At 49.2% G+C, this 20,115-nt stretch carries 14 protein-coding genes; 12 read left to right on the top strand and 2 right to left on the bottom strand.

The genetic code is table 11. The features are described 5' to 3' along the window. Positions 1–92: 92 nt before the first annotated feature. The 6 genes from QEH52_RS07685 to QEH52_RS07660 are packed head-to-tail and all read left to right on the top strand — an operon-like array spanning position 93 to position 6,907. Complete coding sequence (locus QEH52_RS07685) at positions 93–1,796, top strand: type I restriction-modification system subunit M (RefSeq protein WP_308949520.1); 1,704 nt, start codon at positions 93–95, stop codon at positions 1,794–1,796. Beyond that, the gene (locus QEH52_RS07680) at positions 1,793–3,043 is read left to right on the top strand and encodes a restriction endonuclease subunit S (protein WP_308949519.1); all 1,251 of its coding nucleotides are present in this window, start codon (positions 1,793–1,795) and stop codon (positions 3,041–3,043) included. Before QEH52_RS07685 ends, QEH52_RS07680 begins: the two co-directional genes overlap by 4 nt. A 15-nt stretch (positions 3,044–3,058) precedes the next feature. After that, positions 3,059–5,773, top strand: a complete 2,715-nt coding sequence (locus tag QEH52_RS07675) for a TrlF family AAA-like ATPase (protein ID WP_308949518.1) — start codon at positions 3,059–3,061, stop codon at positions 5,771–5,773. 14 nt (positions 5,774–5,787) lie between these two features. Next, a complete protein-coding gene (locus QEH52_RS07670) occupies positions 5,788–6,609 on the top strand; it encodes a hypothetical protein (RefSeq protein ID WP_308949517.1) in 822 nt (273 codons plus the stop codon). 2 nt (positions 6,610–6,611) lie between these two features. Further along, positions 6,612–6,749 carry a hypothetical protein gene (locus QEH52_RS07665; RefSeq protein ID WP_308949516.1) on the top strand — a complete coding sequence of 46 codons (138 nt, stop codon included), beginning with the start codon at positions 6,612–6,614 and terminating at the stop codon, positions 6,747–6,749. A gap of 11 nt (positions 6,750–6,760) precedes the next feature. After that, positions 6,761–6,907 (top strand): hypothetical protein, encoded by a 147-nt coding sequence (locus QEH52_RS07660; protein WP_308949515.1) that lies wholly within the window; start codon positions 6,761–6,763, stop codon positions 6,905–6,907. Positions 6,908–7,396: 489 nt separating this feature from the next. On the opposite strand, the gene QEH52_RS07655 is transcribed toward QEH52_RS07660, so the two are convergent. Further along, the gene (locus tag QEH52_RS07655; protein ID WP_308949514.1) at positions 7,397–7,978 is read right to left on the bottom strand and encodes a PIN domain-containing protein; all 582 of its coding nucleotides are present in this window, start codon (positions 7,976–7,978) and stop codon (positions 7,397–7,399) included. Between the two features lie 3 nt (positions 7,979–7,981). After that, a complete protein-coding gene (locus tag QEH52_RS07650) occupies positions 7,982–8,437 on the bottom strand; it encodes an excisionase family DNA-binding protein (RefSeq protein ID WP_308949513.1) in 456 nt (151 codons plus the stop codon). A gap of 432 nt (positions 8,438–8,869) precedes the next feature. Here QEH52_RS07650 and QEH52_RS07645 point away from each other — a divergent pair, with 432 nt between their 5' ends. The 6 genes from QEH52_RS07645 to QEH52_RS07620 all read left to right on the top strand — a co-directional run bounded on the left by QEH52_RS07645 (position 8,870) and on the right by QEH52_RS07620 (position 19,970). Next, positions 8,870–10,015: an ImmA/IrrE family metallo-endopeptidase gene (locus QEH52_RS07645; protein WP_308949512.1), complete on the top strand. Its 1,146-nt coding sequence runs from the start codon at positions 8,870–8,872 to the stop codon at positions 10,013–10,015. Positions 10,016–10,026: 11 nt separating this feature from the next. Further along, the gene (locus QEH52_RS07640) at positions 10,027–10,611 is read left to right on the top strand and encodes a PIN domain-containing protein (RefSeq protein ID WP_308949511.1); all 585 of its coding nucleotides are present in this window, start codon (positions 10,027–10,029) and stop codon (positions 10,609–10,611) included. Positions 10,612–10,946: 335 nt separating this feature from the next. Further along, positions 10,947–14,087 carry a type I restriction endonuclease subunit R gene (locus QEH52_RS07635; protein ID WP_308949510.1) on the top strand — a complete coding sequence of 1,047 codons (3,141 nt, stop codon included), beginning with the start codon at positions 10,947–10,949 and terminating at the stop codon, positions 14,085–14,087. A 501-nt stretch (positions 14,088–14,588) separates the two neighbouring features. Further along, on the top strand, positions 14,589–15,632 hold the full coding sequence (locus QEH52_RS07630) for a putative glycoside hydrolase (RefSeq protein ID WP_425609283.1): 1,044 nt from the start codon (positions 14,589–14,591) through the stop codon (positions 15,630–15,632). Between the two features lie 669 nt (positions 15,633–16,301). Beyond that, on the top strand, positions 16,302–19,277 hold the full coding sequence (locus QEH52_RS07625) for a hypothetical protein (RefSeq protein WP_308949508.1): 2,976 nt from the start codon (positions 16,302–16,304) through the stop codon (positions 19,275–19,277). Between the two features lie 21 nt (positions 19,278–19,298). After that, positions 19,299–19,970, top strand: coding sequence for a hypothetical protein (locus QEH52_RS07620; protein ID WP_308949507.1), 672 nt, complete (start codon positions 19,299–19,301; stop codon positions 19,968–19,970). Positions 19,971–20,115: the final 145 nt, after the last annotated feature.

Below are 20,115 nucleotides of genomic sequence, written 5' to 3'. Positions count from 1 at the left end.
CAAAAACAGTGAGGGAATTCAGATTTCCGCTCGCATCGGCTGGGTGAAGTCGTTTTGCTGCGAGCTTTACGCTCAATCACACGACTTTTTACATGATCTGGAACGAACCTGCGGACGCTCAAGCGTCCAACTCTCAATTGGAAGCCAAGCTCTGGGACTCCGCCAATAACCTATGGGCTAATGCGGCGCTCAAGCCTTCGGAATACTCGCCAGTCGTTTTGGGGCTCATCTTCCTGCGCTTTGCGGATGTGCGCTTTGCTACAGTGCATGCCGAGCTGAAACCAGCGAAGGGCTCACGCCGTAAGATCGGGCCTGCGGACTATCACGCGGCGGGCGTCCTCTATTTGCCGGAGTCGGCGCGCTTTGATACGCTGATCAACCTCCCGGAGGGCGCTGCGATTGGTGAAGCGATCAATGCGGCGATGCGGGCGATCGAGAAGGAAAATACCGATCTCGCTGACGTGCTGCCGAAAACCTACCACATTCTGGAGAACACCACGCTCACGCAGTTGCTCAAGGATATGAAGGCGATCCCGATGGATCGGGGCGGTGACACCTTTGGGCTGATCTATGAATATTTTCTGGGTAAATTCGCCATGTCCGAGGGGCAAAAAGGCGGCGAGTTCTACACGCCCACCTCATTGGTCAAATTGATCGTGGAAGTGCTGGAGCCGTATCATGGCCGCATCCTCGACCCGGCCTGCGGTTCGGGTGGGATGTTTGTGCAATCGGCTCGCTTCGTGGAAGAGCACCACAAGAACCCGACCGCGGAGATCTCCGTTTATGGACAGGAACGCGTGACCGAGACCAGCCGCCTCGCTCGCCTCAATCTGGCAGTGCACGGGCTCACTGGGGAAATTCGTCAGGGCAACACATTCTATGAGGATCTCCACAACTGCCCTGGTAAATTCGACTTCGTGCTCGCGAATCCACCCTTCAATGTGAGTAAGGTGGACAAGGAGCGACTGGTCGACGATCCTCGCTATCCCTTCGGTCTGCCGAAAACGGACAATGCCAACTACCTTTGGATTCAGCAGTTTTACGCGGCGCTCAATGCGGGTGGGCGCGCTGGTTTCGTTATGGCCAACTCGGCCTCCGATGCCCGCTCCTCGGAGCAGGAGATTCGTCAACAATTGATCGAGTCGGGCGCAGTCGATGTGATGATCGCCATCGGGCCGAATTTCTTCTACACGGTGACGCTGCCCTGCGCGCTCTGGTTTTTAGATAAAGGCAAAATCGGCACCGACCGTGAAGACCAAGTGCTCTTCATCGATGCCCGTCATATCTTTAGGCAGATCGACCGCGCCCACCGCGATTTCACGCCCGCGCAGATGGAGTTCATCGCCAATATCGTCCGCCTCTACCGCGGCCAGGCACCCGAATTGACACAAGGCTCGCAAGCCAAGCTCCAGGAGGTTTTCGGAACTAAACTGGAGGGCAACGCTCCGTCGTTGCCGCCATCAGAGCTCAAAGCCGCCGAAGACGCCAGCAGCTACAACGCCTCCAGCTCCTCTCCCTCTGGGAGAGGCGGGGGTGAGGGTAAGCCTGCGAGTATCACCTACAGTGATATTCCCGGCTTATGTAAAGTTGCCAGCCGTGCCGAAATCGAAGCCCAAGGCTGGTCCCTCAATCCCGGCCGCTACGTCGGTGTCGCCAAAGGCGAAGAGCTCAGTGATGCAGATTTTAAGGCGCAGTTCGAAGCGCTCAACGAGGAACTGGTCGTGCTGAATGCGGAAGCGCGTGAACTGGAAGAGTTGATTGCGAAAAACGCAGCGGAGATTTTGGAGCAGTCATGAAAACACGGAAATGGCGGAAGCATAAACTTAGCGAGGTGGCTGACCTTTGCTTGGGTAAAATGCTAGACAAAAAGAAGAATAAGGGAGAGCTACATCCCTACCTTGGAAACATTCATGTTAGATGGGGGCGCTTTAATCTTGAGGACCTACCTGAGATGAGGTTCGAAAAACATGAGCATGACCGTTATGGCTTGAAATCCGGGGATTTAGTAGTTTGCGAAGGTGGGGAGCCTGGCCGTTGTGCATTGTGGAAGGGGCAAGTTCCTGGGATGAAAATTCAGAAAGCACTTCATCGAGTTCGACCTCACAAATCTTTAGATGGAAACTATTTGTTGTATTGGTTCTTGCATGCTGGGCAGCGAAATTATTTTGACCAGTATTCCACGGGTGCAACGATTAAGCATTTGCCAGGCGAAAAGCTTGCTAAAATTGAAATCGATGTCCCCGATCTCCCCACTCAAAAGAAGATCGCTGGCATCCTCTCGGCCTACGACGACCTGATCGAAAACAACCTGCGGCGCATTGCGATTCTGGAGGAGATGGCGCAATCCCTCTACCGCGAATGGTTCGTCCACTTTAGAATCCCGTCCGAAGTCTTGGCCCAGGCGGGCCTCCCCGCAGAACTGAAACTCGTCGATTCCGAACTCGGCAAAATCCCCGCAGGCTGGGAGGTGAAGAAGCTCATAGACGTAACTTCCAAAATCGGAAGTGGAGCAACTCCCAAAGGCGGAAAAGATGCTTACAAATCTGAAGGCATCAGCCTGATTCGAAGCCTGAATATATTCGACTATCAGTTTAAGCACGAGAATCTCGCACGCATTGACGAGAAACAGGCTGCAAAACTGAGCAATGTCATCGTTGAGGTTAATGACGTTCTACTGAACATCACGGGAGCGTCAGTCGCTCGTTGCTCTATGGTGCCTCCCGCAGTCTTGCCAGCTCGCGTGAATCAGCACGTAGCGATCATACGAGCAAGCCCCGAAAGTGATCCTTTCTATATCCTGGACACAATCAACAGCGAGGAAAGGAAACGGCAGATTCTATCTCTAGCTCAAGGTGGTGCCACACGCGAAGCTCTCACAAAGACGACGATCGAAAACCTAGAGATCGTGATGCCCTCTGAAACAGTCCTTCAGGCCTTTTCGAAGATCAGAAAAAATCTCTTCGATCAATGTCAGATTCTCGATCAGAAAAATCAGAACCTTCGCAAGACCCGTGACCTGCTGTTGTCTAAGCTTTTATCGTAAAACTCAATACAATTTATGCACTCTAACCTTAGTGGCTCTTCTTGGAATAAATGGGACTTACATGTTCATACGCCCGACTCTATAGTTCATGGATATTCGGGGCCAGATGCGTGGGGTCGTTATATTGATGAACTGAGTAAGTTGCCCCCTGAGTTTAAGGTTCTGGGAATTAATGATTATATATTTCTGGACGGATATAAAAAGGTATTGGCAGCAAAAGAAGAAGGTAGACTCCCAAATATTGAACTCCTTCTCCCTGTTATTGAATTGCGACTAAATAAGTTTGGTGGGAGTAAAAACTCGCTTAGTCGCGTAAACTATCACGTGATATTCTCAGATGAGATTTCTACTGAAACAATTGAAAGCCAGTTTTTGGCAACGCTCCGGTCAGATTACATTCTTACGCCAACTATTAATGCTCTGGCGAAGTCAGGAAAGTGGACCGGGGTTCCGACGAAACAGAGCCTGCACGACTTAGGCGAGGCGATCATCGAGACCGTCCCCGCTGACGAAAAAAAGTATTATGCTTCTCCGATCGAAGAAGGATTCAACAACTTGTGTTGTAGCCTAGATGATATCGAAAAAGCTCTAGAATCGCCATATTTTAAGGGCAGATTTCTCACTGCTGTTGGCAAAACAGAATGGGCCGACATTAAATGGAACGGTCAATCAATTGCAGAGAAAAAGCACATCATCAATGGAGCCGACTTTGTTTTCATTTCGGCTGAATCTGTTGAAGCATGGAGAAATGCGAAAGACTCACTCAGCAGCGCTGGGGTTAATGACTTACTTCTGGATTGTAGCGACGCTCACAGATACGCGGACTCCGATGACAAAGATAGACTGGGGAAATGTTCTACTTGGGTGAAAGGTGACCTCTGTTTTGAAACACTTCGTCAGGCACGTTTCGAACCAGGGTCACGTCTATGCATTTCAGAACATAGGCCGCTAGAACCGCTGCTTAAAATCGGGAAAGTAGCTTTTGATTTCCCCTCCCATGCAGAACTAAGAAGTAATGACTCAACCTCTTTATTCTGCTTTCGTGGTAAGCATGAATTCTTTTTCTCCCCATACCTGACCTGCATAATCGGAGGTCGTGGGTCAGGCAAAAGCACATTACTTAACCTAATTCATGAAAAAGTTCGGCCCGGAAAAAACCATTTCTTTAAGACCAATCGGGTAATCAACACACAGGGCAAAAAGGTAAACGAATGCATCAATATGGATGATGCAGACGCTTCTTATGGTGGAGTCGAATTTATTCAACAAAATGAAATTGAGCAGCTCGCTCATCACCCAGAACGTTTCACAAATGCCATCTTCCAAAGGCTGCGAAAGTTGGACACAGAGGATGAGTTAAAGGCTGACCGCGAGAAGGTCATATCAGCGATACAAAGCAATGGAATACAGCAAAGGCTGCTCAATGAATATTATGATTTACTGTCAGACCTGGTGGAGGCTGAAAAGGAACTCGTCACCAATAGGAAGCTGATCGAATCGTTCGAGAACGAAGAGTTTAAGGCGATTCAAAAAGAGTTGGGCGACATGGTAAAACAGATCCAAGTATTGAAATCAGGCAAAAGTCGAATGTCTCGCTTCTATATTGGTATACAGGCAATATTGGAAAAGACGGAAGACGAACTGAAGGAAAAGGATACTATCTATGACGAAGCTACACAGCGTGCAGTTGACTGCATTAAGGAAGCAAACGAGGCAATGAGAACCTCCCCTAAAAAGCTAGAGGGAGATAAAAAAATCGAAGCACTTGAAGAGGCCGAGGGTGAGCTGAGAGCTAGGATTGACCGTTTCTTGGATGACCGAGGCTTATCGCAGGAGAACCTACAAGATGTAGGGAAAGCAACTAAACAAATAGCAGAGCTTGAAGAATTGATCGAAACCATGCGCAAAACGATCACTCAAACAAAAGAGCAGATCGGACAATTTGAGTTCACCCTGAAGCCTACCGAGGACTACAAGGCATCTGTCCTGAAACATCTCAACCCTATCAATGCAGTCTTGGCTGAGCTAGGATCTCAGGTAAAACCCATAAAGTTAGAGTATACTTTCGACTCAAAAAGCGCGGACGAAGCTGCAATAGCCTATATCGCGAAAATAATCAGCGACGAGGCTGGGACAACCATACGAGTCGATTATCTGAGGAATATTCTAGAGCACATCAACCTTATCGAAATCGAATCTCACGAGAAGTTCCTGCAAGCGATCCAACCAGATAACAAGACCAGCAAAGCAGTATACGATTATCTTTCAAACGAGAAAAATTTCTATGACATGCTTCAGATGATCCGAATCGAGCACCTGAGAGTGGAAGATTACCAGCGCATCTATGTCTATTACGACGGCAAGCCGATTGAATCTACGTCCTTTGGCCAACGATGCACCGCAGCAATAGTTGTGCTTCTTCTCGTGGGAAATACCCCCATCATTATTGACGAACCTGAGGCTCATTTGGATAGCTCTCTTATCGCAAGATATTTGGTCGATTTGGTTAAGCAGAAGAAACAAGAGCGCCAGATCATTTTCGCCACGCATAATGCGAATTTTGTCATTAATGGAGATGCTGAACTGGTTCACATACTTAGAGACTCGGGTGACGGAACTACTGCGGCCGATAGCACAACCATTGAGAACCTTCAGCATCGCCAGCGTTTACTCGCCCTTGAAGGTGGTCATGATGCATTCAAGCAGCGCGAGCATCGCTACGGGATTTAATTGGGCTATTGCTTATGTTAGGACTGCTTGAACAGATTCTCAAAATTGCCGAAAGCGGCCTTACTTGGAAAAAGGCTTTAGCTGGAATGTTATTCATTATGCTTTTCATCGGTGGCCTCTTTGTTTTTGAGGCCTATACTGGCACCTGGCGCTTGGCGCGCCTAGAGAAAGCTACGTTAATACTTCACCAGCTTCAGGAAATTGAAGCGGGTGCGTCACTCTCGGAAGAATTACAGCTTAGTTATGTGAGCACAGTCGACCAGCTGAGACGTTTACTAGTGGCGGAAGAGGCTGCTGCACCTGCACCTCCAATTAATCTGCAGGACTCATCACAACCAACATCACTAGCTAAGTTTCTAGCTGGAGGGGGCGTTTGGTTTTTCGGAATCATTCCCTTCCTGTTCCTTGTTTTCAAAAAGAAAAAAGGTGCCTGGCCAGGCATTATTGCTATGGCTGGAACTGGGGCGTTCTTTGGAGCGATCAATATGCTTATACCCAACCTCTTTGAGCCGTGGGTCAATTTGCTCGTGATTCCGGGGCTGATGTTTTTTGTTGTTTTCGCTGTTCCGGCGATCTCTGCCTTCAATAAGGTTCGAGAAACTTCTCAAAGAAAGTCGATTATGAACAACCTGCGACAACTCGCCTCAGCCGCAGACCAATATTTCCTCGAAACGGGGGAGACGTCTGTTTCAACTGAGAAACTTATTGGTCCAAAGGCTTACGTCCGCTCACTTGATCCCGTTGCGGCAGAGGTTTATCCTGAGAAAATCAGTCGAAACTTACCGGAGCTTTTTGCTATGCTGCCGAGCGGAGAGAAGGTCTCAATCCCATTCTGATCATGAGCACTACCTTACTCAAAGAAGTCGGCTACTCCCTGTCCAATTTGATGGACAATATCGAGATGGGCCAGATCGGCTTGCCGGACATCCAGCGGCCGTTCGTTTGGAAGAACGCGAATGCATCGCGGAAAATTTAAATGATAAAGCCATGTATCAAATCAATCCGACCACCAACGAACTAATTGAACTGCGCACCAAGCGCTTTGCCGACTTGGGCTTTAAGAAGCGCGAGCATTTGCAGGAGTGGCTGGCAAAGTGCCCGACAGCTTCAGTCGAGAGAACTGGCCCGAAATGATCGAATGGCTCGCAGAGCATATGACGAAGCTAGAACACGCGATGCGGCCACATATCGAATTCGCAAGGCAGCAGCTCAGGCAAGGATAACCTATCAGGCTAAAAGGTGTCACACGGAGTCACGAAGGCACGGAGCTTAGTTTCTGCGGTGTGTGAGCCTCCGTGTCTCCGTGACTCCGTGTGAGAAAAATACGTCGTGTGAGTTGCGTGGAGAGAAGTGCCATCATGCTGAGTGGTGTCACACGGAGCCACGAAGACACGGAGCTTAAAGTCTGGATTCGATCCTGATTGCGATCAGTGCTCTGGCTCTGTCATCCAACAGAGGGTGTGCATCGCGGAAACAGGCAAAGGGAAATAATCTCATCAGGACTCCTCGGACTGATTTTAAAAATTGCTGTAACTGGTTTCGCTGCGTGGAAGGCATATCGTGTATTTTTCACAAAATACGTCCGTCAGAAAAGAAAACGTCTTGAGTCATCCATTGCTGTAACTAGCTATCGAGTTCCCAGCCTAACTTTTCGGCGACCACTTCTGCAAATCGTGGAAGTGTTCGAGCCAGCCCAGCGAGAACGAATTGAGGCGACTTATCACGCACTTCCGCAATCTCATGAATCCGTGAAGTCACCAATTCTGGGCCGAGTTCGTAAAGCGTCAGCAGGTAGGCCTGCGGATGCACGGCCTCGATGTCCCAATCCGCTAGAACCGAACGGGGAAAATCCTTTAAGTTGAAGGTGCAAATATGCTGTGCCTGCCCCTTGATCGCAGCGGCCAACACATGCCGATCATCGACATCTGGCAGAGCTAAAGCAGGAATCAGCGCCTCAAATTGATCCACCATTGCCTCGGGAAAGTTCTTTCGTATTTCCGATTGCCAGTAATTCGCCAGATCAGTCGGCCATAGACGTTTTAAGCGCTCGGTATGCACACGATAGACTTCATCTAGAATCGTTGCAGAGAACACAGGTGAATAAAGCCGAGGATGCTCCGCCAGCCTCAGCAACAAATCACATACCGCTTGATTGGCTAAGACATTTGCATCTATGCAGACGCGGAAATCGGCTCTTAAGGACATTGTTTAATCACCTGTATAGTCGGAGTCGTAGTATCCGGCAGTCTCAACCCGTTTTGTCAAGGCATCCAGTGACTGACGACGCTCGCCATCACGCAGTTTCTGATACTGCCGTAGATCACTCAGGCTCACCCTGCGGTGACTCCCGACGCGATGAAACGGAATCGTCCCAGCCTCCAGCACCTTAACCAAGTGCGGTCGAGATACCCCGAGGAAATTGGCAGCTGCTTGCGTTGTAAACTCTTCATTTTCAGCCAACACTGAGACCGACTGCCCTTGAAGCATGGCTCGCACGATATGCGTCAAATGATGAAAGACAGGTTCCGGGAAATGTATGTGGGCACCTTCACGCCCTAATAGAACGGGGCGCTCATTGCCATTGATCACCTCATTCAGCTTTTCCAGTAATTGCCGGTCCTGTTCCGAGATTTGCACGGTTTCTTCCATTGTTCCCTTACTCATAGTAATCGAAATAAACAAAACAGTCGAAATAAACGCAAGTGGATATGTGAAAAAATGCCACGCTGTCTGGCGGAGGAGTTTTTTGATCAATGTTCTTTTAGCTCAAAAAGCTGAAGCCGCCGTGATTCCAGCGACTTCGTAACTCATTTCACAACATGGTGGATGAGATAGATCCGAAGCTGCTGATTCGTTTAATGGATGTCAATTCTCTCAGATACTTGATTTCATGCCTGGTAAGGGACTTCAGGATGAAGGGTGCCACGCGGAGCCTAGTTTCTACGGTGCATGAGCCTCCGTGTCTCCGTGCCTCCGTGTGAGAAAATATGCGTTGTGTGAGCAGCTGGGCCCACATCTCAGCCTTGACCTGCTCGGACATTCGATTCATTTTAGTTGACAAAAGTTGACAGTCGGTTCTTGTCCCCAGCTTCGCTTATGGAAAAACAACTTAATCATCAGGCACTCAATACTCGCTGTGAGGAAAAAGGTCTGAACCAAGCTGCAATTGCAAAACAGTTGGACTTGTCTCGCACTGCGGTTTCCAAGTGGTTCAGCGGCAAGTCCTTTCCTCGGCCAGCTGAATTGCTCAAGCTCGGCCGTTTGTTGGGCTTACGTCACAGTGATCTCGTTCAAGAGACTGGCTTGGTGGAAGAACCTTTGGTTGCCTTCCGCAAGCGTCAGGGCTGTAAAACAACGGATCGGCATATTCGTCGTGCGCAAGACATGGGGCACTTATTGCGCCCGATTGTTCCTTATCTGGATTTTGATGCTTTCGTGGGGCCACCCTCATTAAAGAATCCATCGACTGACTACCGTTACCTACAGGAGCTGGTGGCTAAATTGCGGCGGGAGATTGATGTGGGTGAAGATGCCCCAGTCGAATTTTCAAAACTGATCGAAATCTTTGAGAACTATCAGGCAGTGATTGTCCCTACGCTTTGGGGCAAAAAGTCGAAGCATGAAAATGCGTTGCACATACACCTGCCAGATTCTCAAACTACATGGATCTATTTAAACCTCGATGTGGAAGTGCACGATTTTAAGTTTTGGATGGTGCACGAATTGGGGCACGTTTTGACGATCGACCTATTGGAAGCTGGCCGGATCGAGGAAGCGGAAGATTTCTCGGATGCGTTTGCTGGTGCCTTCGTCTTTCCAGAGCCTGCAGCTAAAGAAGCGTTTCAGGCATATCGTCGTTTGCGATCGGATAGTCGTCGCTTGGACTTACTTTGCGAGTGGGCGGAGGCGCATACGATTTCCCCCGTATCTGTTTACAAAGAGATGGAGCACTATGCCAAAGCACACGGTTTGAGCTTTCACGAGATTGATGGACCACGCGTATATCAGACGGCCACTCAGTTTAATCAGCAGTTTAACTCTCTGGCAGAGCAGTTCTTTGATGGTGAGCAGCCGAGCGCGAACCAATTCATCCGAGTGGCCCAAGAGAAATTTGGAACTGAGTTTTTCAAAGCATTCAGTGAGTATTTGAGAGACAAGCAACCGAGCTCGAGTAACATCGCGAGTATTCTTTGTGTGAATCCCATGGATGCGCGTGCTTACCATGATGCGTTATCGCAGTAAATTAGAATTGAATGGCGCAAACAAAGATCATCGTGGATACGAACAGCTATTTTCGGCTGGCTCAGAATATCCATCCGCTCCTTTGTCAGGCATTTGGTTCTAAGGATTACACGCTCTACATGCATGCCGAACTCAATGCTGAGTTTCGCGATAGCCCGCGTTTACAAGCCAGTTTTAGTTGGGCAGCAGATCCCGAGTTTCGAGAGAATCGAAAGCGTTCCCTTTCGCTGAGCAAGGCTCAGAAGGCAGAGATCGAGGACACCATCGAATACCTCTGGGCTTATGTTAAAGATGAATTTCATCAGAAACGCGGTAAAGGCCCGTCGATGACGGATACGATCATTGTTGCGACCGCAGCGGTGTTAGAAATTCGGGTGGTGACTGATGATCAAGATATGATCGAACTCGCCGAAGAATATGGCGTGCACCAGGTGTCTACCCTGGAGCTGATGAAGTTGATGTTGGACGAGGGGCATATTGACCTCGATAAGATCAAGCAAATCGTGGCTCAGTGGCAGTATGATGGGGATACGCCGTATGCTAGGTGGAAGCAGGAGTATAAACAACTTTTCAAGCATGCGCCGCCGTCGGGATAGTCACATTTGTGAAGCTAAACATCCGGGCAAAAAAGAACCCCCGCGTTCACAAAGGAAGAGGCGGAGGCCGTGTTGAAGATATAAATGCATCAGAGTGAATTTTGATCAATGCTCATTTAACTTAAAAATCCAAAGCCGCTATGATCTGGCGACTTGGTAACTCATGCCACAACATGGTGGATGAGCGTGAACATTCAGGATTCTGTAGGCACGCTTGTGTCCCGTTTCAGTATTTTGCCTATTTCAGCAATTATTGAAATTGTTCATATTCTGAAATCTACCTTGCCGAAGGGTCGTTTTGTTGATGTCGGTATTAAGCTATCACTGAAAATTAAATGTCCTCCGCTTACACAGAAGATCACCTAGTCGAGCAGCCTGCGATTGAGCTGCTGCGCGATGCCTTGCAGTGGGAGTATCTGAATTGTTATGACGAGTGGTCTGCGGGGGCGAGTTCGCTCGGGCGTGAGGCCAAGCGTGATGTGGTCTTGGTTGAGCGGTTGCGGCCTGCGTTGGAGCGATTGAATCCGTCCTTACCGCATGAGGCGATTGACGCGGCGATCGAGGAATTGTCGCGGGATCGCTCGGCCTTGAGTTTGGTCGCGGCGAATCGTGAGATTTATCAGCTGCTCCGCAATGGCGTGAAGGTGCAGGTGCAAAACCCGCGTGAGGGCGGACAAGAGACGAAGGCGGTGAAAGTCATTGATTGGGAGGCGCCAGAGGCGAATGACTTCTTTGTCAGTTCACAACTGTGGATCAGCGGTGAACTCTATACGCGGCGGCCGGATGTGATAGGTTTTGTGAATGGTCTACCGTTGGTGTTGATTGAATTTAAGAAGCCCGGCGTGAATGTGCGTGAAGGCTTCGATAAGAACATTTGTGATTACAAGGAGACGATCCCACAGCTCTTTCACTTCAACTCGCTGATTCTGGTGTCGAATGGCACACAGAGTAAGCTGGGCAGTGTTTCGGCGAAATGGGGGCACTTCTGTGATTGGCGCAAAGTGGCCTCGGAGGAAGAAGTGTCGGAACTGTCGCTGGAGACTTTATTGAAGGGCTGCTGCGAGAAGGGACGTTTGCTGGATTTGACGGAGAACTTCACACGCTTTTCAGAGGATAGCGGTGGCTTGGGTAAAATCGTGGCCCGCAATCATCAGTATCTGGGCGTGAACCAAGCTGTCGCAGCGCTGCAGCAATCGGAGGACGGCCGTATCGGTGTGTTTTGGCACACGCAGGGCTCGGGCAAGAGTTACTCCATGGTGTTCTTTGCGGAGAAGGTCTTTCGCAAGGTCGCGGGCAATTGGACCTTTGTGGTGATCACTGATCGCAAGGAGCTGGATAAACAGATTTATCGCACCTTCGCGAGCTGTGACGCTGCCACTGAAGGGCATTGTCAGGCCGAGAGTGCGGAGCATTTACGGGAACTCCTCAAGGGGGATCACCGCTATGTGTTCACGCTGATTCATAAGTTCAGGACGGACCCTGGAACTTTGCACGAGGTGCTTTCTGAGCGTGATGACATCATCGTGCTGACGGATGAAGCGCACCGCAGTCAGTATGATACGCTAGCGATGAATATGCGCACGGCACTGCCGAATGCGAAGTTTGTGGCGTTTACTGGCACGCCGCTGATCACTGGAGAGGAACGCACTCGCGAAGTCTTTGGCGACTACGTGAGCATTTACAACTTTCGACAATCGATCGAAGATGGCGCGACTGTGCCACTGTTCTACGAGAATCGCACGCCAGAGCTGGATGTCACGAATCCGAATTTGAACGACGAGATTTATGATATCATCGATGAGGCGGATCTAGATGAAGATGGTGAAGAGAAGATCGAGCGACTGCTCGGACAGCGCTATCACCTGATCACTCGTGATGATCGCTTGGAGACAGTAGCGAAAGACATCGTGCATCACTTCATCAACCGTGGCCATCAGGGCAAGGCGATGGTCGTCTCGATCGATAAGGCCACGGCGATCAAGATGTATGATAAAGTCGAAGTAGAGTGGCAGGCCGAGCGTTTGCGGCTTCGCGGGCTGTTAGATCAACTGAATCCCAGTTCGCCAGAATATGCAGAGGCGGATCGTAAACTTCGGATTCTGATCGACACAGATAAGGCGGTCATTGTCTCCTCTGGGCAGAATGAAATTTCGCAGATGGCGAAGAAGGGGCTCGATATTCGGCCGCACCGTGAGCGTATGGTGAAAGAGGACTTGGAGACGCAATTCAAGGCCCCCGGTGAACCGCTGGGGTTGGTATTTGTCTGTGCCATGTGGTTGACGGGCTTTGATGCGCCGAGCTGTTCGACGATCTATCTCGATAAGCCGATGCGAGGGCACACACTGATGCAGACCATTGCGCGTGCGAATCGTGTGCATGGCGATAAGGTCAGCGGTCTGATCGTGGACTACGCCAATGTGTTTTTGGAGCTGGAAAAGGCCTTGGCGATCTATGCTGGAGGGAAGGGCGGTGGCATGCCAGTGAAGGATAAAGCGGAGCTGATCGAAGCGCTGCGAATTGCACTCAGTCAACTGGAGACCTTCTGTGGTAAGAATGACGTCTCGCTGGCCGATGTGCAGGCGGACCCCGTGAAGCATTTTTATCTCGCAGTGAATCGCTTGGCGAAGACCGATGTCATCAAGGACAACTATCTCGGGCAGGCGAATGACATTGGCCGTCTGTATAAGGCGATCATGCCAGATCCAATTATTCCAGAGCTCGCACCCCGTTGTCAGGTGGTGCAGGAGTTGGCGAAGGCGTTGCGGGCATTGAAGGAGCCCGTGGATGTGACGGCGGTGCTCGATGCGATCGAAGCGAAGTTGGACGATTCGATCGCAGCTGAAGCGAGCTTAGCACCAGGTGAGCGCGCGACGACGATCGATTTGAGCAAGGTCGACTTTGACGCATTGGAGAAGAAGTTCTCGAAGTCAGACACCAAAAATAGCGAGGCAGTCAAACTCCGCGCGCTGATCGAACAAAAGTTGAAGAACCTGATTCGTTTTAATGCGAGTCGCTATGACTATTTGGAGCGTTTCGAAAAGATGGTGGAGGAATATAACAAAGGCTCCGTCGCGATTGAGGAGTTTTTTGAGCATCTGGTGAAGTTCTCGAAAGAGCTGAATGAAGAAGAGGCACGTCATCTACGTGAACAACTTAGCGAAGAAGAGCTCGCCGCCTTTGATATTCTCACGCGTCCTGGCCCTGAGCTGAATCAGAAGGAGATTGATGCGATCAAAAAGGTCTGCCGCGATATGTTGGCAAAACTGAAGACCGAGTTACTCGTGCTGAATTGGAGAAAGAAACGAACCAGCCGTGCGGCCGTGCGAGTCGAGATCGAGAAGATGTTAGATTCCGGGCTTCCGGAAGCCTACACCGTCGACCTCTTTGAGCAAAAGGCGGGCGCCTTGTTTCAACATATCTTGGAGAAGTATCCCGAGCGCGGGAGCAGCGTCTATGCGGGCGGCGATGTGGCTTAGGGGCTAGAAATCCACCTTGCCGAATGTAGGCTGTCATCTCTTAGAATCCCTTATATAAGGGATATCGCTTGCGGCTAATATTTGCTATTCTGACTGCTTTCCTTTTTAGGCAAGCAATTGGCTAGTCTCGAATGCTCCTTCCCCTGCATATGTCTACAAACATTCTGATCGCTTCCGTGTTCGCTTTGAGCTGCGCGTTTTCTCTGAACTGGGTTTCGGCGAGAACTGCGCCGCCTAATTTAGTGAACCTATTTGAAGTGATATTCTCTATTGGCGTCGTTTTTGGCGTCATTACAATTGGAATTTGGGAAATTCGTGCTGAGGATACCTCTGGGAGAGCTGGGAGTATGCGGTTTTCTGGTCAGCACGCTTAATATTAAATACCTTATGTTTTTTTATATACAAAAGCTCATTTGGAGTGGGGGGCTCTGCTGCTTCACTCTGCAGGTGATTTTTGCTGACCGCATGCCCGAGTTTTCGTGGGATACCGTGCCGCGCTATATGCACGTGCGTAAGGCGACCGCATTCACAGATGAGGAAATTAAATATTTGGCGACCTTTCCACTGATCACATTTGAGAAAAGCACGGGACATAAAGATTTCGGTGGCACGGAAGTCGGCTCGGTGAAGGCAGCGACGGCAGTTAAAGCAATCAACCCACGCTCCAAGATATTGTATTACCGCAATATCATTGTCCACTATGGGGGCTATGTCGCTAATGAGCAGTTGGAGGCGATTCCGAATGCCTTTTTAGCCAACGATGATGGAGGCGAGGACTTGGTGCGTGGGAAAGTGCGCGCCTATGATTTATCGAACCCTGAAGTTGAATCTTGGTGGATGAATCACGCCAAGCAAGCCTGCGCCTCACCTGTGATTGATGGTCTTTTTATTGATGGAAATATCAAGGTGATTGCCGATGGGTACTTACGCCGTGAAATCGGAGCAGAGAAAAAGGCAGCTGTGCAGTCGGCTTATCATAGAATGATGCGAGCTTTGCCCGATTTGATCGGTCGGGACAGTTTAATATTATCCAATATCATTCGTGCTCGTTTGGAGAACTCCGGTTTGACCGAATTGGAATATTTCGATGGGTCCTATCTTGAAGGTTTTGAGCACCCGGTGGGGAAAATTAGCCGTGAAGATTATGTGGCGAAAGGAATTGCCGCGATGCAGACTGCCGCCCGCTCCGGTAAAATCATAGCTTTCACTATGGGAATGGGCGAGGAGCAAGAGAGTGAAATGGGAATTGATGAGACCCGTGCGGCGATTGATGACATCGCTTCGATTCAAGACCGTTTTACATACGCGTTGGCGATTTTTTTGATTTGTGCTGAAGAGTATAGCTATTTCATGGCAAGCGATGGTTACAGTGTAAATCCGGGCGGTAGTAAGCTATGGATGCAGGACATCCCTGAATATTCTCGGCGTCTGGGAAGACCTTTGGGACCAGCACAAAATCGAGGCTATATCTACATCCGTCAATTCGAGCATTTGCGGGTCTGGTTAGATATTGAAAATCAGCGAGCAGAGTTGGTCTGGCAGTGACGCTCAGATTCAGTGTCGTATGGGCGATGGTTTAAACGCACTAATGCTGAATATAGGTGTATGCGTAATAGCCACGACTAATTTTTAATGCTATATTCATCCTTACTAGAGTTCTGGTAATTTGCCCCCTTTATTGCGAAATAATAGAGCAATCTAGAGGTTCATGCATCGCTTGAATTTTAAAAGGATTAGAAATTGATTTGCCCCCCATATAAGAAAAAATGTCAGTCTACGAAATCCCTCGTGAGATCTGGGTGCCCGTATCGTGGCAGCTCCAGAGGCTTTGCATTGGTGATTGCTTTAGGCCTGATGGCTTTTGTGCTGCTGTTACTTTTGTCGATCACCTCGTTGATTCAGATTGAAGTCGCCAACACAGATAATGTAGTGGCGAAATTAGAGGCTGAGCAGGCTGCCTTGCTTTCCTTGAATATGGCGATTGGTAAGCTGCAGGAGACGGCAGGATTAGATCAACGAGTGACGGCTCCGGCTGAGGCGCTCGCCACAGTTAATGAAGTTCAGCCGGTCACAGGTGTCTGGCGTTCGTGGGAGGGGAGTGATCATGAGAGTAATGGGCTACCGATTGCTCCTAATTACGACTCGAAGCTGGACGCTGGAGATCTCGATATCGAGGCTGCGCCTTATGGAGCGGGCCGTTTCTTGGGGTGGTTGGTGTCTTCTGCCTTCGATCCCAGCATTACCACCTCGGTAGATGCAACTAGTCCACCGACACTTGCCGAGCTTGTTGGAACTACCGCACCACTTGTTGGCAAGGGAAGTGTGGGTGTTGGGACGAATGCGGCGTATGCGCTAGAAAATGAAGTTCATGTGCAACCGACTTTGATTGATGAGGGGGAGTTTGAAATTGCCTGGTGGATATCCGGAGAAAACACAAAGGCATTACTTAAACAGAAAGAGGCAGCTGTAACGGCACAGGATTGGAGCGAGCGCTTGTCGAGCTCTGCAGGGCCCGATGAGGAAAGCTTTGACATCATGGATACGGCTGATTTGAGCCACGTTTCGAGTCGCGAGAGTTTCAACTTACTGCCGAACTCTCTTGCCGCGAGTCACTCGGTTTCGCAGGCTTATTTCCACGATTTGACTGCGTATGCGCGTGGCCTGCTGACCAATACCGCGAATGGCGGGTGGCGGCGTGATCTATCGCTGATGACTGAGCAGTGGGCCACTCTGAAGAGTCCCCATTCGAGTACTACTGGATTTCCATTCTACACCTTGAGCCCGGGTGTGGAAACGCAAGCTCTAAAGAATTCAGGAGCGGTCGGGGGCTTGATTTATCCATGGGCTGAAGAGTCTGTCTTCTCGAGAGAGGGAGGCGCGTCTGTCGGGTGGGGAGCCTTAGTTGACTTTGCAACGCAGTATGAGGAGATTATTTCTGGAGATTCGTCGGGCAATATTACATTTGACCAATCACTGCTCGAGAATGCCCGCGAAGAATTGAACCGACTTCCGGTCCTTGCTAGAATTCATTGGGTGCTGTCCTTTAGTTCGATTCAAAATGCTGGGTTATATGACGCCTACCTGAATATCGATCCTGTGGTCACCTATTGGAACCCTTATAATGTTTCAATCTCGGGCGCGTCGGATTTTTGGTTACAAGTTGAAACTACGCTGCCCTATAAGCTGCAATTTTTCGTCGGTGATGAGCAAACTGCTAGCGCTGAACTTTCAGATTTTACTGGTAGTAAAAACTTTACACTTGCGATTCCAAGTGACTCGGAGGACTGGCAGCCTGGTGAAGCTAGAGTGTACAGCGTTGCGAATAAAGAGGGCGCGAATCGATATTTAATGAAAAGAGGGTATGAAGGCTCAAATGGATTCAGTCGAAAGCTTGGAATTAGCGGGGATGCTGATGAATCGTTTACGGTGACGCTTTCTGCCATTGATGTAACCTCGCTTGTATTTGATGCGTATGAATGGAGAGGAAGCCGAGGGACGGAGCAAGCTTTGAAGATTAAGTATGAATTAAACTACGCTGACGCGGAACTTTATTGGGGAACTCCTGAAGTTAAGAATACAAGCCAAACGATGGAGACCTTATCCGAAGGGGATCCTTCGCCATTCATGATCGAATTATTCCAACTGCAGAATATTGCTGAGTCTTCCGTTCAATCGAGAGGTTATTCTCATCGGAAGCCTATTCTGAATCTTATTAGTAACATCAGTTCTGGGGCGAATTTGAGCAAGAGTTTGGATGCTTTTCCATTTGATGTCACCTTGTTCTATCCGAACGGCAATTCTGGGGTTTCAGATGGCCTTCCTGTTAGCGGTGCGACTGATAGCGATCCTTACAGTTTTATTGGGACCAGTTTTAGAATCGATGATGGTTTGAAGAGTCTGATAGTCGCTGAAATACCAACGAGACCGTTGAGATCTCTGGGGGAGCTTCAGTATTTCGATTTGAACGCGAATAATCCCGTCGCACCTTTTATCGCCAATCCTATTGGTAATAGTAATGCGAGCCATATGATCGAGCCAGGTGCAGTTTTTATCACTGGTGATGGTATGAGTGAATCCAAACGTGTTTCTTATGACCATAGTTATGTCGGGAACCACTTGTTTTTTGATGATTGGTTTGTTTCATCCATTGCGCCTGAGACCAGCGGTTATTCGAGCAGTGAGATTCGCAGTACCCAAGAAGTATACCGAGATTTTCTTTCTACGGCGGAGTCGTTGCCGAATGCTGCCTATTTGCCAGCGGATAGTTTAGATCTCAGTGCAGCCGCTGCTGCTGCGAATTCATTAATTGCTGATGACACAGCGTGGTATGATGTGGCTTCGAAAATTGAGGTGGAAGGAATGTTTAATGTAAATTCCACTTCAGTGGAGGCCTGGACTGCGCAACTCAAGCACCTTAAAGATGGCGGCGCGCCCTATGTCTCTAATGATCCAGGCTCAACTGGATGGAGCCTTCGATCGACTCCTGATTCTGGGCACCCTGTGAGCCGGACAACAGTATCGGGGGATCCTGATGCAGGTCCAACTGAGTATAGTAGTGCGATTGGTGAACATGCGCGACTGACGGACTCGCAAATCGAAGCGCTTGCCGTAGAAATTGTGAATCAGGTAAAGGCTCGTGGGCCCTTTCTGTCTCTTTCAGAGTTTATGAATCGAATGTTGACGGCTGCCAGTTCAAAAGAAGACCTCGCATTGGCAGGTGCGGTGGAGGCTGCTTTAATTGAGTTGTCGACTCGAAGCGCATCGGAAAATCCTTTCTCGGATATACAGGCTACTTTCAGAAATGATAATGGTGGGCCAGGCCTTGTGTCCATTCCATCTGGAGTGTCGAATGCGTTTCCTGCCGCTGCGGAAGGTCATCGAGCCTATGGCTTTCCTGGTTGGGTGCGACAAGCGGATATCTTGAGGCCACTGGCCCCAGTGCTATCGGTTCGTGACGATACCTTCCTTATTCGCGCCTATGGAGGGAGCAAAGATCCTGTGACAGGTGAAAATCGATCTGAAGCATGGTGTGAGGCGGTCGTGCAGCGCCGTGCAGATTATGTGGATTCTGTCGCAGACAGTTCAGAAATTCTGCCCAGCGACTCTACACTAAGTTCCGAAATTAATAAGCGCTTTGGGCGTCGTTATATGATCGTATCCTTCCGTTGGTTATCTCCCGATGAAGTTTAATCTTTTGCTGTATACTGATTTATGAAGAAGTCTATTCTCTCAATACTGATTACCTGTTTTGCTGTCGCTGCATACGGGGATCGGGTTGCGCGCGTATTGTATTACGGGGCCCCTGCTGGGCGGCCAGAATACGCATTCGTCAATCAAGTCAATCAAGAGCCTCAGAAGGTAAGCTTGGATCGGCACAATTTTTCTGAATCATTTGATTTGGCTGAAGGATCTATCCGTTTGTATTTTTTACCTAGTTTATTAGCTGAGGATGCCCCTATGCCTGAGTCGGCTCCTTCGGTGTATGTGCCTGAGGATTGGAGCAAAGTTTTGATACTTGCCTTTCAAGATCAAAATAATCCGACGATGCCCATTCGTCTTAAAGCGATTAATGCGAATGATGATGTTTTCGCTCCCGGAGGAGTCTACTTTGTGAATTTTTCTGAAATGACAGTTTTTGGGATGGTGGGGGAAAAGGAGCTGATTAGTCAGCCGCATTCGTTGGAGATGGTTACAAAGCCGATCAAAGAAAGGGGCTCTTATCTGCTTAAGCTCGCTACTTTTAAAGACAATCCTAACAAACATCGTCCTCTTGTTCAGCAGAAATGTCAGTATCACCCTGATGTAAGAGTGCTCACTTTCGTATCGCCGATGCCGCCACCTCGAATGGTGAAATTGTATTCGGTGCCGATTCCAAATTTCTAAAATTCTGAACGAGCCAGTGTATTTATTACTCAGGAAATGGTGGATCGCGAAGTTGTGGCGTTGCAAACGCAAGCCAGCACCCATGGAGCTGCATAGTGTGCCGCTTTTGCCAGTAGGCTCTACCACCGTGTCGTTCAAACGAAAT

Origin of the sequence: Thalassobacterium maritimum (assembly GCF_031127805.1) — a bacterium.
GTDB lineage: Bacteria > Verrucomicrobiota > Verrucomicrobiia > Opitutales > Coraliomargaritaceae > Thalassobacterium > Thalassobacterium maritimum.
The sequence above is the reverse complement of the archived record's forward strand: the minus strand, read 5'-3'. Positions and strand labels throughout refer to the sequence as shown.

Coding starts and splice junctions, on each gene's coding strand:
- QEH52_RS07685 (WP_308949520.1), top strand. CDS start 93: ATGATCTGGAACGAACCTGCGGACGCTCAAGCGTCCAACTCTCAATTG.
- QEH52_RS07680 (WP_308949519.1), top strand. CDS start 1,793: ATGAAAACACGGAAATGGCGGAAGCATAAACTTAGCGAGGTGGCTGAC.
- QEH52_RS07675 (WP_308949518.1), top strand. CDS start 3,059: ATGCACTCTAACCTTAGTGGCTCTTCTTGGAATAAATGGGACTTACAT.
- QEH52_RS07670 (WP_308949517.1), top strand. CDS start 5,788: ATGTTAGGACTGCTTGAACAGATTCTCAAAATTGCCGAAAGCGGCCTT.
- QEH52_RS07665 (WP_308949516.1), top strand. CDS start 6,612: ATGAGCACTACCTTACTCAAAGAAGTCGGCTACTCCCTGTCCAATTTG.
- QEH52_RS07660 (WP_308949515.1), top strand. CDS start 6,761: ATGTATCAAATCAATCCGACCACCAACGAACTAATTGAACTGCGCACC.
- QEH52_RS07655 (WP_308949514.1), bottom strand. CDS start 7,978: ATGTCCTTAAGAGCCGATTTCCGCGTCTGCATAGATGCAAATGTCTTA.
- QEH52_RS07650 (WP_308949513.1), bottom strand. CDS start 8,437: ATGAGTAAGGGAACAATGGAAGAAACCGTGCAAATCTCGGAACAGGAC.
- QEH52_RS07645 (WP_308949512.1), top strand. CDS start 8,870: ATGGAAAAACAACTTAATCATCAGGCACTCAATACTCGCTGTGAGGAA.
- QEH52_RS07640 (WP_308949511.1), top strand. CDS start 10,027: ATGGCGCAAACAAAGATCATCGTGGATACGAACAGCTATTTTCGGCTG.
- QEH52_RS07635 (WP_308949510.1), top strand. CDS start 10,947: ATGTCCTCCGCTTACACAGAAGATCACCTAGTCGAGCAGCCTGCGATT.
- QEH52_RS07630 (WP_425609283.1), top strand. CDS start 14,589: ATGCACGTGCGTAAGGCGACCGCATTCACAGATGAGGAAATTAAATAT.
- QEH52_RS07620 (WP_308949507.1), top strand. CDS start 19,299: ATGAAGAAGTCTATTCTCTCAATACTGATTACCTGTTTTGCTGTCGCT.